Below are 13,793 nucleotides of genomic sequence, written 5' to 3'. Positions count from 1 at the left end.
GCCGGCCTCCTTGAAGAAGCCGAACGGGAGCAGCGACAGCGACCAGGGTGCGAGGACCAACAGGGGCGTGCCGAGCTGGGCCAGGCAGCCCCCAGGTACGGGACGGGTAGGGGCGGCGGCGAGATCACTGCGACGGCTGTTGCACCGGGGCGCGTTCGGGCTCCGGGACCCGGCGCCTGCGCCGCCGCTTGAGCAGGGCCCACGGCCCCCGCGGACCCGTCGGCATCGCTGCCGTGACCTCCGTGCCTGCCTCCGAGGCAGCCTCCGCCGCAGCCTTTGCGACCGGCAGGAAGCCTTCGCGGCGGGTGACGTCGGGGCGCTCCTCCTCGGCCGGCCACAGCTCCAGGGCCGCACAGACCGTCGGCAGCACCGCCATCGCGGCCGTGGCGTAGCCCTCCGCCGAGGGGTGGTAGTTGTCGGGGCCGAAGAGTTCGCGGGGGTTCGCCTCGAATTCGGGGCCGAGCAGGTCGCCCAGCGACACCGTGCGGCCGCCCTGCTCCACCGTGCCGATCGTCTGGGCCGCCGCCAGTTGGCGTGAGGCGCGGCGGGCCAGCCAGCGCAGGGGTTGCTGGACTCTTTCCACCGTGCCCAGGTCGGGACAGGTGCCGACCACCACCTCCGCACCGGCCGTCCGCAGCCGCCGTACCGTCGCGGAAAGGTGGCGGACCGAGCGGGTCGGCGGCATGCGGTGGGTGACGTCGTTCGCGCCGATCATGATCACGCAGATGTCCGGAACCAGCGCGGGGTTCGCCAGGACGAGGGCCACCTGGCGGTCCAGGTCGTCGGACGTTGCCCCCGGGAGGGCCACGTTGTGGAGTTCCACCGGGCGTTCCGCCACCGCGGACAGCCCGGAGGCCAGGAGCGCGCCCGGTGTCTGGCTCGCCCGGTGCACCCCCTGCCCCGCCGCCGTGGAGTCACCGAGCATCGTCAGGCGCAGCGGCGGTTCGTCGGGGGTGGCGTACGTGGTGCCGTACAGGCCGTCCGCCACGGGGACCCGGCCGCCGGAGCCGTTGCCCACATGGCGCCTGGCCATCCGGACCTCCGCCAGCAGCAGACCCACGGCGGCCGCGCCGGCCAGTCCGATCCCGCCACCGCCGTATGCCGCGCCGGCCGCGATCCGCCGGGCCACCCTCGCCCTCGACATGCTCGTCATGCGTCGCCGCCACCTCCTCGAAGCCGTACATCCACTCCTTGCCCCGTACCGGCCGTTCGCCAATCTCAACGACAAGTGAACGGCCCTCCCGGGCCTTAGGCTGGCTTCACCATCACGATCACCTCTTTTGCAAGCATCCGGAGACAACGGTGCATTTCCACGACTCGATGATCAGTCTCGTCGGCAACACCCCGCTGGTGAGGCTCAACAACGTGACCAAGGGCATCCGGGCGACCGTCCTGGCCAAGGTCGAGTACTTCAACCCCGGCGGCTCCGTGAAGGACCGCATCGCCCTGCGCATGATCGAGGCGGCGGAGGAGAGCGGCGCGCTCAAGCCCGGCGGGACGATCGTCGAGCCGACCAGCGGGAACACCGGCGTCGGCCTGGCCATCGTGGCGCAGCAGAAGGGGTACAAGTGCATCTTCGTGTGCCCCGACAAGGTGAGCACCGACAAGATCAACGTGCTGAGGGCCTACGGGGCCGAGGTCGTCGTGTGCCCGACCGCCGTGGACCCCGAGCACCCGGACTCGTACTACAACGTCTCCGACCGGCTCGTGCGCGAGACCCCGGGAGCGTGGAAGCCCGACCAGTACTCCAACCCCAACAACCCCCTCTCCCACTACCACTCCACCGGCCCCGAGCTGTGGGAGCAGACCGAGGGGAAGATCACCCACTTCGTGGCGGGTGTGGGCACCGGCGGCACCATCTCCGGCACCGGGCGGTACCTCAAGGACGTGAGTGACGGCGCCGTCCAGGTCGTGGGCGCCGACCCCGAGGGGTCCGTCTACTCGGGCGGCTCCGGGCGGCCGTATCTCGTCGAGGGGGTGGGCGAGGACTTCTGGCCCACCGCCTACGACCGGACCGTCGCCGACGAGATCGTCGCGGTGTCGGACAAGGACTCGTTCCAGATGACCCGCCGCCTCGCCAAGGAGGAGGGCCTGCTCGTCGGCGGCTCCTGCGGCATGGCGGTCGTGGCGGCCCTGCGGGTCGCCGAGCGGCTGGACGAGAACGGTGTCGTGGTGGTGCTGCTGCCGGACAGCGGGCGTGGATACCTCAGCAAGATCTTCAACGACGAGTGGATCGGTCAACATGGGTTCAGCGAGGAGGAGCCCAGCACCGAACCGACGGCAGGGATGGTCCTCGCGAAGAAGACAGAGGCAGAGTCGGGCGGTATCCCGAGCTTCGTGCACATGCACCCCAACGAGACGGTTGGGGAGGCGATCAACGTGCTGCGTGAGTACGGGGTCTCTCAGATGCCAGTGGTTGCCCCCGGTGCGGGACACCCTGACGTGATGGCTGGAGAGGTGGTCGGCGCAGTGGAAGAACGAGTTCTGCTGCACGCCGTGTACGTCGACCGCACGCCGTCGGACGCGCCGCTGTCGAAGCTCATGTCAGACCCGCTGCCGGTTGTTGGTGCCGGTGAGCCGGTGGCGCGTCTGGTGTCCGCCCTTGAAGGCCGAGACGCGGCTGTGGTGCTCATTGACGGCAAGCCCGCCGGCATTGTCACCCGCCAGGACCTCTTGGCCTTCCTCGCGACCACAGGCAGCTGATCCAGCGCGGATGTCTCCGCACTGGCCGCTGCGTGGATGCGTCCGCCCTTGAACGCGAGACAGACCAGGAGCGCAGATGGCCGATCAGTCGGAGACTCCGCCGGATCGTGACGAGTGGGTTGCACAGGAAGTCAGGAAGTGGTGAAGCTCCTGCCTCAGATCACCGAAGACAGGTGGTCTGAGGTCTGGGCTGTGATTGCTCCCGATGGCCTTGGCTCTGGCGTTGGCTTGGGGGAGTGAGGGCGTGACTGACCAAACGGCCAAGACGTCCAAGGTGTTGTCGGTCCGCCGGGACGACAAGTTGAGGCGGGCCCTCAGCGTCATCGGTCAGACGGGCATGTCGGACAGTGACGCAACCAAGTGGGCATTGACCATCGCGGCCAACATCCTTGAACTGGCGTGGCAGAACGGCCATGAAGCGCCCGGTGCCATACCGGATATGCGGGTGTCGTACAGGGTGAAGGACACCGTGTGACGGCGATGTGACGCAGGTCCGAGACGGCGGCCGCCTGAGCGCCGGATGGTCTCCCCACGACAACAGCGAAGCCCCGCCACTCTGCAAGGAGGGGCGGGGCTTCTCATAGTCGGGTCAGACTCACACGGGGAACTCGTCACGCTGGACGGCGGCGACGAACGATGCCCAACCGGCCGCGGAGAAGACCAGCGCCGGACCGGTCTTGTCCTTGCTGTCGCGAACCGGCACGCCCGCCGCGTAGCCGTCGATGACCTCAACGCACTCGCCGCCCTGCGCCCCGCTGTAAGTATCTGGAGCTAACCCCCGCTCTGACCGGATGTACCACTTCCCCCTGTCTCCGGTCAGAGAGGGCACCACCCCTTGTAGCTCAGTCAGGGAGAGCTCTGAGCACGCGCGTTTCTGCACTCCACTTTCTCCGCGCGCAGTGACCCCGGTTCGAATCCGGGCAAGGGGGCTGCCCGCCCCGGTTTGTGCGGATCAAAAGCAGGCGTATCGGACGCGCTTCATGGGCAGAACACTCCCGAGTAAGCACCTTGGGGCGTAGGCAGCCCGCCAAGTCCGGCGGCGCAGGAGCCTACCGAGTGCGAGAGACCAGCAACCACCATCAGACGTTGCCGTCCGCGGCGTCGAATCCCCCTGGACACCCGCGTCCTTCCTGCCCAGGAGGCACCATGAGCACGTCTCCGTTACCGAATTTCTTCATGCCCTTCCCGTCGGCAGGATCTAACCCCCACGCCCCTCAGGCGGAGGCTGCCATGTGGGCCTGGCTGGAGACGTCCGGGCTCCTGCCGACCGAGGCGGCTCGTCTGCGTGTTGAACGGACCCGCCCGGCGCTGATGTACGCACAGTGGTGTCCGACGGCCGAGCCAGACGTGTTGGCGTTACTGACGCAGTATCTGGCCTGGGCCTTCATCGTGGATGACGAGTTCGACATCCGGAGCCCTGACCCCGTTCGCTGCATCGCCACCGTTACCGCTCTGGATGCGGTGTTCGATCCGCACTGCCCGACAGCGGGAAACGGCCCTCTCGTCGACGCGTTCGCGGACCTTTGGAGGCGGCTTTCTCTGGGACGTTCCGAAGGTTGGAGGAAGGCGTTCCGGTCCGAGGTGAGGGCGTGGCTGTGGACCTACTATCGAGAGGCCGTGGGGCACCTGACGGGGCACCTGCCGGAGATGGACGCCTACAGGGCACACCGCAGGGACGGAGTCGCCCTGTACATGTTCATGGACATCAGTGAGATCGCCTCGGGTGTCGATCTCCCGGAGAGTGTGCGACAGCTGGCCGCCTTCCGGGACTTGAGGGATGCCGCCGAGGAGCACATGGGCCTGTACAACGACATCTGCTCGCTGGACTCGGACGAACGCGTGGGCTATCGCTACAACGCGGCGCTTCTCCTCCAGGACAACCAGGACTTCACGCGTGAGCAAGCGGTCGACGCTGTGAACGACATGCTCACCGCAGCACTGCAACGGTTTCAAACTGCGGTGGAACAACTCCCCGTCCAGTTGGAAGCCGCAGGGATCCAGGGTCAGGCGTGTGTCGATGCCTTGCGGACGGCAGAGGACTACGCCCGGTATGTGCGAGCAAACTTCGACTACCACCAACAGGCTCCCCGCTACACCAGCGTGCCGGAAGTCGCATTGGAGGGCATGCTCGGCCTCCGCACGCTGGGTGAGCAGTAGCTACGTCCTGCACGCGATGTAGCCCTGGCGGGAACGGCGGCTCGGCGGGCGTTCGCCGGCTCACGGGGGCAAGTCGATTTCGTACCCCGTGACGGGGGAAAGTGGCTGGTCACCACGCTGGGCGGGGTCCAGGGGTGCGCTATAGCGCCCCTGGTACCACCGGCCCCAGGTGAGGGTTTGTCACGATGCTGTGTGCCAGGGTCGGTTGCGTTGGCCTCCGTGAGGAACCGACGTCAGAGATCACGGACTCGGAACCGACGGACGGGCTCTAGCCGTTCAATCCCCCTTCCCGAGGAGGCCCGCGACTGAGTCGGAGACGTACCCGACGGGGCTTGTGAGCCCTCCAAGTGGGTCAGGGGCGGCCTGAGCGGGGGTGGCCAGCGTGATACTGCCGAGTGCGAGAAGGACGGTAGCTGCTCCCGCAGTGACGAACCGGCGTACGGGGCTCATGTGGCAGGCCTCCTGAATACGTGTGCTCGTTGGCACAGATGTGATTGGGCTGGGAGCATTCCCGGTCGCGGCTCTGCTGTACCGGTATTCCCGGCGTGATGGCGCTCGGAAGCTCCCGAGGAGCGCATGAGACTCACCGACGTGCCTGAGGCCAGCGAGCACCCGTCGGATCGGCCCGAGCAGTGTGGGCGCCTGTGGTTGCGGAGCGTGGGCCACGCTCCGCGCGGCTCGTCTCCCCGGTGGCTGACAGAGCAGACGACGAAGCCCCCCGCCATGATTCGGCGGGGGCTTCTCTGTTTGGTCCGGGGGCGGGCTGGGTGTGTCGGGCGGCTGGCCGTCCGGACGGGACCGGCCGAAGGTCGCATGCCCGGCCGAGGCGGCCAGGGCCGCCCGGCGCGCGGAGCGCGCGCCCTTGAGCAAGTAAAGAGAGGCTGGACCGATCAGGATTGGCGGCGGGCGGTCCGCTTGGCGGCTGGCTTCGTCGGCGTGACGGGGAAGGCGAGCTGACAGGTGGCGGCGGGCGCCTTCAGCTCCTCGCACAACAGTGGGCGCTCTTGGTCTGCGTCGGCGGAAGGGCTGCTTCGACCTTCAGGTGCGGACGGCCCTTCCCCGGACGATCAGAGCCTGACGATCCAGACGACGGCCGCCCCCGACCCCGCACCGTAGTGGTTGGCCGCATTGGGACTCAATCGGTCCACCACGCCCACCTTCGCGGAGGCCTCTTTGCGGAAGGCTTCTTCGCGCTCTCCAGTTCTGCACGAGCCCCGCTGAGTGTGGGGTCGATATCGAGTGCGGCGGTGAGGTCGGAAATCGCTTGGTCGTAGCGACGCGCCTGGCGATGGGTCGTGCCGCGTTGAGCGAGGGCCCAGGCGTACTGCGGGTCGAGGTCGAGTGCGGCGGTGAAGTCGGTGATCGCTTGGTCGTAGCGACGCGTCTGGCGATGGGCCGTGCCGCGTTGAGTGAGCGCCCAGGTGAGCGTGGGGTCGTTGTCGAGTGCGGCGGTGAGGTCGGTGATCGCTTGGTCGTAGCGACCCGCCTGGCGATGGGCCGCGCCGCGTTGAGCGAGGGCCCAGGCGGACTGCGGGTCGAGGTCGAGTGCGGCGGTGAGGTCGGTGATCGCTTCGTCGAAGCGGCCCGTCTGGCGATGGGCCGTGCCGCGTTGAGTGAGCGCCCAGGTGAGCGTGGGGTCGTTGTCGAGTGCGGCGGTGAGGTCGGTGATCGCTTGGTCGTAGCGACCCGCCTGGCGATGGGCCGCGCCGCGTTGAGCGAGGGCCCAGGCGGACTGCGGGTCGAGGTCGAGTGCGGCGGTGAGGTCGGTGATCGCTTGGTCGTAGCGACCCGCCTGGCCATGGGCCGTGCCGCGTTGAGTGAGCGCCCAGGCGGACTGCGGGTCGAGGTCGAGTGCGGCGGTGAGGTCGGTGATCGCTTGGTCGTAGCGACCCGCCTGGCGATGGGCCTGGCCGCGTGCAGCGAGGGCCGGGGCGTACTGGGGGTCAAGGTCGAGTGCGGCGGTGAGGTCGGTGATCGCTTGGTCGTAGCGACCCGCCTGGCCATGGGCCGTGCCGCGTTGAGCGAGGGCCGGGGCGGACTGCGGGTCGAGGTCGAGTGCGGCGGTGAAGTCGGTGATCGCTTGGTCGAAGCGACCGGCCCGGCGGTGGGCCTCACCGCGTTGAGCGAGGGCCCAGGTGAATGTGGGGTCAACGTCGAGAGCGGCCGTCAGGTCGGTGATCGCTTGGTCGAAGCGACCCGCCTGGCAGTGGGTCACACCGCGTTGAGCGAGGGCCCAGGCGTACTGCGGGTCGAGGTCGAGTGCGGCGGTGAAGTCGGTGATCGCTTGGTCGAAGCGGCCGGCTTGGAGATGGGCCTGACCGCGTTGAGTGAGGGCCCAGGCGTACTGCGGGTCGAGGTCGAGTGCGGCGGTGAAGTCGGTGATCGCTTGGTCGAAGCGGCCGGCTTGGAGATGGGCCCGTCCGCGTTGAGCGAGGGCCCATTTGAGTGTGGGGTCGAGGTCGAGTGCGGCGGTGAGGTCGGTGATGGCTTCGTCGTAGCGACCGGCCTGGCGATGGGCCGTGCCGCGTTGAGCGAGGGCCGGGGCGTACTGGGGGTCGAGGTCGAGTGCGGCGGTGAGGTCGGTGATGGCTTCGTCGTAGCGACCGGCCTGGCGATGGGCCGCGCCGCGTTGAGCGAGGGCCGGGGCGTACTCGGGGTCGAGGTCGAGTGCAGCGGTGAGGTCGGTGATCGCTTCGTCGTATCGAGCGGCCTGGCGATGGGTCTCACCGCGTTGAGCGAGGGCCCGGGCGTGCTGGGGGTCAAGGGCCGGGGCGTACTGGGGGTCGAGGTCGAGTGCGGCGGTCAGGTCGGTGATCGCTTGGTCGTAGCGACCGGCCTGGCGGTGGGCCACACCGCGTGCAGCGAGGGCCGGGGCGTACTGGGGGTCGAGGTCGAGAGCGGCGGTCAGGTCGGTGATGGCCTGGTCGAAGCGACCCGCCTCGCGATGGGCCACACCGCGTGCAGCGAGGGCCGGGGCGTACTGGGGGTCAAGGTCGAGAGCGGCGGTGAAGTCGGTAATCGCTTCGTCGAAGCGACCCGCCTCGCAATGGGCCTGCCCCCGGTGGCAAAGGGCGACTGCATCCTCAAGGCCGGCTACCGGCCTGGCGGTCTCCTCCAGCGTCGGGGATGCGGGGCGGGGCGGCTGCGGTTGCTCAGGAGCTCTCTCGGGCGCCGGTGGGGGCGGCGCTTCCGACGACGTTTGCACTAGCGGCACGAGAGCCCGCAAGCGGGCGGCGGCGGCGCTGGACACGCGTTTGCTGTCGTCGTCGGTGAGGCGCTGGATCTCCTCGATGACACTGCGTCGCACGACGTCGTTGCCCTTGCGGTGCAGGCGAGCGAGTTCGTCGAGAGCGGTGAGCCGGTCGTCCACGCTCGGGCTGGCAAGGTCGTTGGACAGGTAGAGCGGCAGGGCCCAGTTGACGTTGCGGGCGATGACGATGCGCCCCTCAACGTCGCCTTGCAGCTTGGGCCGTTGCTGCGGCATTTCGTCGACGACCCGCTCGTAGACGTAGCCGTACAGCTCGTCGAGGGTGATGTCGCCGTCGCCGTCGAGGTCCGCGCTGCCGTCGCGTATACCGTCCACCAGATAGCGGGTGAACACTGACTGCACGGCTGTACCGTGCACCTGGTTTCCTTCGAACGAGTACTGGGTCGCGTCGGAAGCGGTCAGCACGACGTGCCCGCGGCCACGGAAGCGCTCCGCGGTGTGCACGGCGGTGTCGGACTTGGAGATCCTGCCGGCCGGGAACGCCCCGCTGTAGCAGCAGTCGAGGATCAGCACCTTCCGCCGAGAGTTGCACCCCTTCATGGCCTGGCTGATCCGCTCGGCGGCAAGTGCGGTGAACAGCAGATCGTCGCGGTATGTGTCAGCCATCGCCAGGTACAGGAGGCCGTCGTCGTCCTTGAGACCGTGGCCCGTGAAGTACAGGAGGGTGAGGTCGTCGCGGCGCGCATTGCGGTAGAAGTCGCCGATGGCCTTGCCGACGACATAGTGCGGTTGGTTGATCAGGGGAGTGACTTCGAACCCGGCGATGTCCGGGTCCTTGAGCACCGCAGCGAGCGCCTCCGCGTCGTGTGCCGGAGCGGTCAACTGACGCAGGGCGCTGTCTTGATAGTCGAAAGTGGCGATAAGCAACGCCAGGCGGCGGCCCATGGCTAGTCGCGGGTATGGCGCCGGACGTATGCGTCGATCAGGGCTTGGCGCTCGGCGTCGGAGGCTCGCTCCAGCTCGATCGTGTCGCCGTCGATGGTCAGCGAGACACGGTGCCGTGCGGAGGACCTGCCCAGCCAGTCACGTACGGTCTCGATGAGTGCTGTGAACGCGCCGCCGGATGCGCTCAGCGCCACGACGATGGCCCCGAGAGTGACGGCATCGGTGCCCTTCGCTGCGTCAGGAGCCGGGACGCTGGGGCCGGTGTGGACCGCGTCGACGTCCAGATCGGCAATCTCGGCCCTGAGCCGGCGAGTCACCCGTTCCCCTGCCTCCGCATCCAACTCGGGATCGGGCACGACGATCAGCAGCACCTCGATCCCATCGGGCGCCTGCTGACCCGCTTGGTGAACTCTCGACGAGAGGTCGTCTTGCATACGTTCATCCCCCATGGCAGACCGTCGCGAAGCCTGCCTTACAGTGTGACCGCAATCGGCCACGGCCGGAGGCCAGTTGGCGTCGCTGGCCACTGGATCGGGAAAACGGCATTCGACTGCGCAACGGCTGGCGCGACTCCTGGCTCTGAGAGCGTGCCCCCGTGCTGGATTTTCAGTTGTGGCGGGTGGCGCGCTTGGCGGCTGACTCGGCGGTTTTAGGAGGTGGGTGAGCCAGCAAGTTCGGACGGGGCCCTCAGCTCCTCGCACAGCAGCGGGCGGTGGTCGGCGTCGGCGTTGCAGTAGGCGATCAGGAGGGGCTGGCGTCGTTGAGTCCGAGTGCGGTGTGCTCGTCTGGATACGGGGTGAAGGCACCACGGCGAGTTGAGGTCAGGTGATCAGCTGACAACGGCGACGGTCATGGCGACCGCAGAGGACTTGGGCCTGGCCCGCCATCTGGCCGACTGGCACACGACATGTGCGGGCGGTCACTTCGCCGCGGTCGGTTGATGCCGGGTGGCATGTCGCTCGCCGGGCCGGCGGCGGCGTGCGGCCTGGTCGCGCTTCTCCGGGATGGGGTGCGGGAAGGGGCCGAAGGCCCACGCGCACCCCTCGTCGTCCTCCCGTTCCCGGTGGGTGCAAGATGGGATGCAGGGGGGTGCTGATGGCAGCGCAACGAGCGATGGCTACGGCGCACAGCAGGGGCAAGACACCGAAGAAGCGCGAGCCAGGCCCGTTGTCGCCCGGCCGGACCCGACTCCTGGGCGCTCTGCTGATCCTGCTGTCCCTGATCGCGGCGGTGCTTTGCTTCCTCGCATTCGCCGAGTGGCTGCCCTCCGACGGGGAGCGCTACAGGGACTACCAGGCCGCCGAGCCGTGCCTTGCTCATGCGACCGAACAGGTCCGGGCGGAGACGGACTGCCTGAGTACCTGGCGATACACCGTCGAGAAGACGGTGGTCAAGAGCGGCGGGAAGAGCTCCACCTACCGGGCAACCCTGAGGGGCGGGGCTTCCTGGCGGAGGGTCGTGGACTTCGGTGACCCGGGGCCGCTCCTGGAGAAGATAAAGCCGGGCGACCAGGTCACCGGCACGATCTGGCGCCGCACCATCGTGGCGCTCAGCAAGGACGGCGTCCGGCAGAACACCTCTGAAGCACCTCGCGACGAGCTCCAGATGAACGCCGCCTTGGGCCTGTTGGCAGGGCTCCTCGCCGCTCTGATGTTCGTCTTCGGCGCGGTGCGACTGGTCAGGCCTCGTGGCCCCGAGCCCTTCACCTGGGCACCGTACGGCAGGCGCATGCTCATCACTATTCTGTCCGCCTGCTTCGGGGCGGGGCTCCTGACGGTGTGGACCGGGATCCCCTGGCCGACCGTGCCCGCCGCGGTCGTACCCGTCGTGGCGTGCGCGGCGGGACTGATGTACCGCGACCTGCAGCGGAGTGTCGCAGGCAAGAAACGTGACGGCACTGCGACACCCGCAACGCTCCACCATGATGCACAAGCGACGAACGTCGTCGATACGGGCTGAGCGCCGGAGCGGCCAACTGAAGCGCTCGGTGGACAACTGGGACATTCAGTCACACGGCTATTCCGTGACGGGTTGGCGGCGGGCAGGGCGCGTGGCGGCTGGCTTCGTCGGCGTCACGGGGAACGTGAGCTGGCATGTGGCGGCGGGCGCCTTCAGCTCCTCGCACAACAGTGGGCGCTCCTGGTCCGCGTCGGCGGTGATGCGGCAAGTGATCAGGTTCGGCCTACCTCGCTCGCCGCAAAGGCGACCCACGCAGATGATCATTGGGCAGAGAAAAGCTGTCTGTAAGATGAATGAGGAGTTAATGGATTACGTCTCACCGAAGAACTGGCCGGCTGAGTTCGACGTCGGCAAGCTGCTTGTGCAGGGCGGCTACTTGGGCGTCCGGCTGTTCAGCCTCTTTGGGCTAGAGAGGCTTTGTAGGCGCGGTCAATCCGTGTTTGGGCTATGCCAGTCACACATACTGCGCCAAAAGGGTCGCGCAGTGTGCTAATTGAGGAACTTCTGAGGTGAAAACGTGACCTCCGTCATAGGGGGGATCGGTGCGGCCCTGCTGGAGTGGATCTCGACCACTCGGGCACGCAACAGCGCCACTTTTCAGTTCAGGGGGAACTGGCAGATGTGTCGTGCCCACCAGCGCTCCCAAAGGAACACGACGCGTGCGCACCACCCTTCGCCAGTCCAGCACTATGGGCGCTGCCGTTAAGGCAGTTTCCAGCTCTGTTACCGCCGCGATTGCGCTACTCGCGCTGGCGGCCCCTCACGCCAGTGCCGCCAGTACCCGGGCCGCAGCACCGCCGGCTACTCCGGGCGCATACATCGCCTACCTTGAGTCGTCCTCGCAGGAAGGCGCCAAGGAGACGCTGAGTGAATTCAAGGCGCTCTCCCCGGAAGTGCAGAAAAAGTTCATCGGCTACCTCAACGACCCGGAAACAGTAAAAGAGTTTCTGGAGCAGGCGGGCGACCTCGAAGTGACGCCCTCTGTGCGGTCGACGCGATCGGTGTCAACCCACGGCGGTGACGTGGTCTACACCAGTACGGTGGAAGACACGCAGGCGGGGCTGGCGAGGACATCCAGGGGAACCCACGAGTACAAGTTCGGCCCCAGTGCGAAGATTTTCGGCATCACCATCATGCGGCTGTCACTGTGGGTGAATTACTTCTACGATGGCAGCAAGATCACGAAGGTGAACTTCGCCGATTCCGCCGTCAAGAACATCTCCGGTTTCGGCGACATCACCGGCAAGGCTGTCGCATGGATGGACGGAGGTTTCGCCAACGGACAGATCGTCTGGCATGGAAGCTTTGGGTACAAGGACTTGAGCGCGGAGCTCGACAAGCGTGAGAAGGTGTGGACGAACGCTAATGGACACTCCGGCGCCTACCTCAAGAACATCTGACCCACGGAAGGCATTCCCTCACATGACTGCGACTGTGAAGAAGGTCGTCATCATCCTGTCTATCCTGATCGCTGTCATAGCGGTAGGAAGCGCGGTGAGCGCAGCACTGTTCTACAACCTCAGCTGACCTCGGCTTCGATCTTGCATGAGGGTCCGTCAGCTACTGACGGACCCTTTCTGCTTGTTCGGAGGGAGATTTCTGCTTCACGCGTCTGCTGCCCCGCACCGAAGCGTGCGAGTCACTGGTGAATGCCGTCCTCAATCTGCGCGGCGTGGGGGCTGAATCGCGGACCCGGACTTACATACGGCGTCGAGCCAACAACTCTGTGACCGTTTGGCGCTCGGGGGAGAAGAGCGGTGAGGTTAAAGGGGACATGTCCGCGGACGACATACTAAAGATCCTTGACCCTTCTTAAACGAACCTACCGGACGTCACTTGTCCACCCACGTTGCTGATGCACGGTCGGGATGCGGCCGTCGCAGGTATGTCGGCTATTCCGTGGCGGGTTGGCGGCGGGCGGCGCGCTTGGCAGCCGGCTTCGTCGGCGTCACGGGGAAGGTGAGCTGGCACGTGGCGGCCGGCGCCTTCAGCTCCTCGCACCGCAGCCGGTCGCCCTGGTCGGCATCGACTGCAAGGGCGGCATGGAACTCGGGCTGTTCGGCGGACGGCTCTCCGCCCTGGCGACCGACCGTGCGCAAGCGGTCGGCCTGCTGTCCGGGGTCGTCGAGGAGATCCAGGCACGCATGGGCGTATGCCGGGCGCTGAGCAAGCGCTCGAGGTGCTGCGCGAGTACGGCGTCTCGCAGATGCCGATCGTGAAGCCGGGCGCCGGCCACCCGGACGTCATGGCCGCCGAGGTCGTGGGCTCGGTCGTGGAGCGCGAGCTGCTCGACGCCCTGTTCACCAAGCGGGCCTTCCTGGAGGACCCGCTGGAGAAGCACATGTCGGCCCCGCCCAGGTCGGCTCCGGCGAACCGGTCGGCGACCTGATGTCCGTGCTCGGTGCCGCGGACGCGGCGATCATCCTCGTCGAGGGCAGGCCGACCGGCGTGGTCAGCCGGCAGGACCTGCTGGCCTTCCTCGCCAAGGGCGGGAAGTAGCGGCAAACGTCCGGTGAACCGCCGGTGCCGGAGGCGAACTTCCGTTTGCCTACCGAAGTGGTGGACTTCGGCGAAGTGGTACGAGCGTGTCACGTCCACGCAGCACACGCTTAACACGAGTCCGGCACATTAGTGGGTGTCGGCAGGGCGGGAGCGGCTCCCCGCCCCAGCCGGCACCGAAACGTCCAAGGACCTCCGGAGCGGCTCCCGGACCTCCATGGACGCCCGGACGTGAGACCCGGCCTGACCCGGTTAACGTCCCTCGCGGGGACCGCCGTCGTCCCGCCCCCCGGCAACGGGGGTGCGGCGGTCCCCGCGCATA

General features: G+C 67.5%; 10 protein-coding genes and 1 pseudogene. 6 read left to right on the top strand and 5 right to left on the bottom strand.

The features are described from left to right. Positions 1-124 precede the first annotated feature (124 nt). A complete protein-coding gene (locus ACWDAG_RS39000) occupies positions 125-1,153 on the bottom strand; it encodes an SGNH/GDSL hydrolase family protein (protein ID WP_450700288.1) in 1,029 nt (342 codons plus the stop codon). Positions 1,154-1,302: 149 nt separating this feature from the next. On the opposite strand from ACWDAG_RS39000, the gene ACWDAG_RS38995 reads away from it, so the two are divergent. After that, the gene (locus ACWDAG_RS38995) at positions 1,303-2,703 is read left to right on the top strand and encodes a cystathionine beta-synthase (protein WP_450700287.1); all 1,401 of its coding nucleotides are present in this window, start codon (positions 1,303-1,305) and stop codon (positions 2,701-2,703) included. A gap of 244 nt (positions 2,704-2,947) precedes the next feature. Then, positions 2,948-3,178: a hypothetical protein gene (locus tag ACWDAG_RS38990; protein WP_450700286.1), complete on the top strand. Its 231-nt coding sequence runs from the start codon at positions 2,948-2,950 to the stop codon at positions 3,176-3,178. Positions 3,179-3,298: 120 nt separating this feature from the next. Here ACWDAG_RS38990 and ACWDAG_RS38985 read toward each other — a convergent pair whose 3' ends face one another. After that, positions 3,299-3,532 carry a DUF397 domain-containing protein gene (locus ACWDAG_RS38985; protein WP_450700293.1) on the bottom strand — a complete coding sequence of 78 codons (234 nt, stop codon included), beginning with the start codon at positions 3,530-3,532 and terminating at the stop codon, positions 3,299-3,301. A 317-nt stretch (positions 3,533-3,849) separates the two neighbouring features. On the opposite strand from ACWDAG_RS38985, the gene ACWDAG_RS38980 reads away from it, so the two are divergent. Then, on the top strand, positions 3,850-4,860 hold the full coding sequence (locus tag ACWDAG_RS38980; RefSeq protein WP_450700285.1) for a terpene synthase family protein: 1,011 nt from the start codon (positions 3,850-3,852) through the stop codon (positions 4,858-4,860). A gap of 1,135 nt (positions 4,861-5,995) precedes the next feature. Here ACWDAG_RS38980 and ACWDAG_RS38975 read toward each other — a convergent pair. After that, the gene (locus ACWDAG_RS38975) at positions 5,996-9,013 is read right to left on the bottom strand and encodes a caspase, EACC1-associated type (protein WP_450700284.1); all 3,018 of its coding nucleotides are present in this window, start codon (positions 9,011-9,013) and stop codon (positions 5,996-5,998) included. Positions 9,014-9,015: 2 nt separating this feature from the next. Beyond that, positions 9,016-9,447: an effector-associated constant component EACC1 gene (locus ACWDAG_RS38970; protein WP_450700283.1), complete on the bottom strand. Its 432-nt coding sequence runs from the start codon at positions 9,445-9,447 to the stop codon at positions 9,016-9,018. A 661-nt stretch (positions 9,448-10,108) separates the two neighbouring features. Between ACWDAG_RS38970 and ACWDAG_RS38965 the strand changes: the two genes are divergently transcribed. Together ACWDAG_RS38965 and ACWDAG_RS38960 are read left to right on the top strand one after the other, a co-directional pair. Continuing rightward, positions 10,109-10,972: a hypothetical protein gene (locus ACWDAG_RS38965; protein WP_450700282.1), complete on the top strand. Its 864-nt coding sequence runs from the start codon at positions 10,109-10,111 to the stop codon at positions 10,970-10,972. Between the two features lie 659 nt (positions 10,973-11,631). Next, positions 11,632-12,372: a hypothetical protein gene (locus ACWDAG_RS38960; RefSeq protein ID WP_450700281.1), complete on the top strand. Its 741-nt coding sequence runs from the start codon at positions 11,632-11,634 to the stop codon at positions 12,370-12,372. A 492-nt stretch (positions 12,373-12,864) separates the two neighbouring features. Here the strand turns inward: ACWDAG_RS38960 and ACWDAG_RS38955 are convergent, their stop codons facing one another. Continuing rightward, positions 12,865-13,071, bottom strand: coding sequence for a hypothetical protein (locus ACWDAG_RS38955; RefSeq protein ID WP_450700280.1), 207 nt, complete (start codon positions 13,069-13,071; stop codon positions 12,865-12,867). 68 nt (positions 13,072-13,139) lie between these two features. Between ACWDAG_RS38955 and ACWDAG_RS38950 the strand changes: the two are divergent. Continuing rightward, a pseudogene (locus tag ACWDAG_RS38950) lies at positions 13,140-13,471 on the top strand (CBS domain-containing protein); the annotation flags it as partial. Positions 13,472-13,793 lie beyond the last annotated feature (322 nt).

It is taken from the genome of Streptomyces sp. NPDC001157 (genome assembly GCF_053598255.1).
The sequence above is the reverse complement of the archived record's forward strand: the minus strand, read 5'-3'. Positions and strand labels throughout refer to the sequence as shown.

Coding starts and splice junctions, on each gene's coding strand:
- ACWDAG_RS38970 (WP_450700283.1), bottom strand. CDS start 9,447: ATGCAAGACGACCTCTCGTCGAGAGTTCACCAAGCGGGTCAGCAGGCG.
- ACWDAG_RS39000 (WP_450700288.1), bottom strand. CDS start 1,153: ATGACGAGCATGTCGAGGGCGAGGGTGGCCCGGCGGATCGCGGCCGGC.
- ACWDAG_RS38975 (WP_450700284.1), bottom strand. CDS start 9,013: ATGGGCCGCCGCCTGGCGTTGCTTATCGCCACTTTCGACTATCAAGAC.
- ACWDAG_RS38980 (WP_450700285.1), top strand. CDS start 3,850: ATGAGCACGTCTCCGTTACCGAATTTCTTCATGCCCTTCCCGTCGGCA.
- ACWDAG_RS38965 (WP_450700282.1), top strand. CDS start 10,109: ATGGCAGCGCAACGAGCGATGGCTACGGCGCACAGCAGGGGCAAGACA.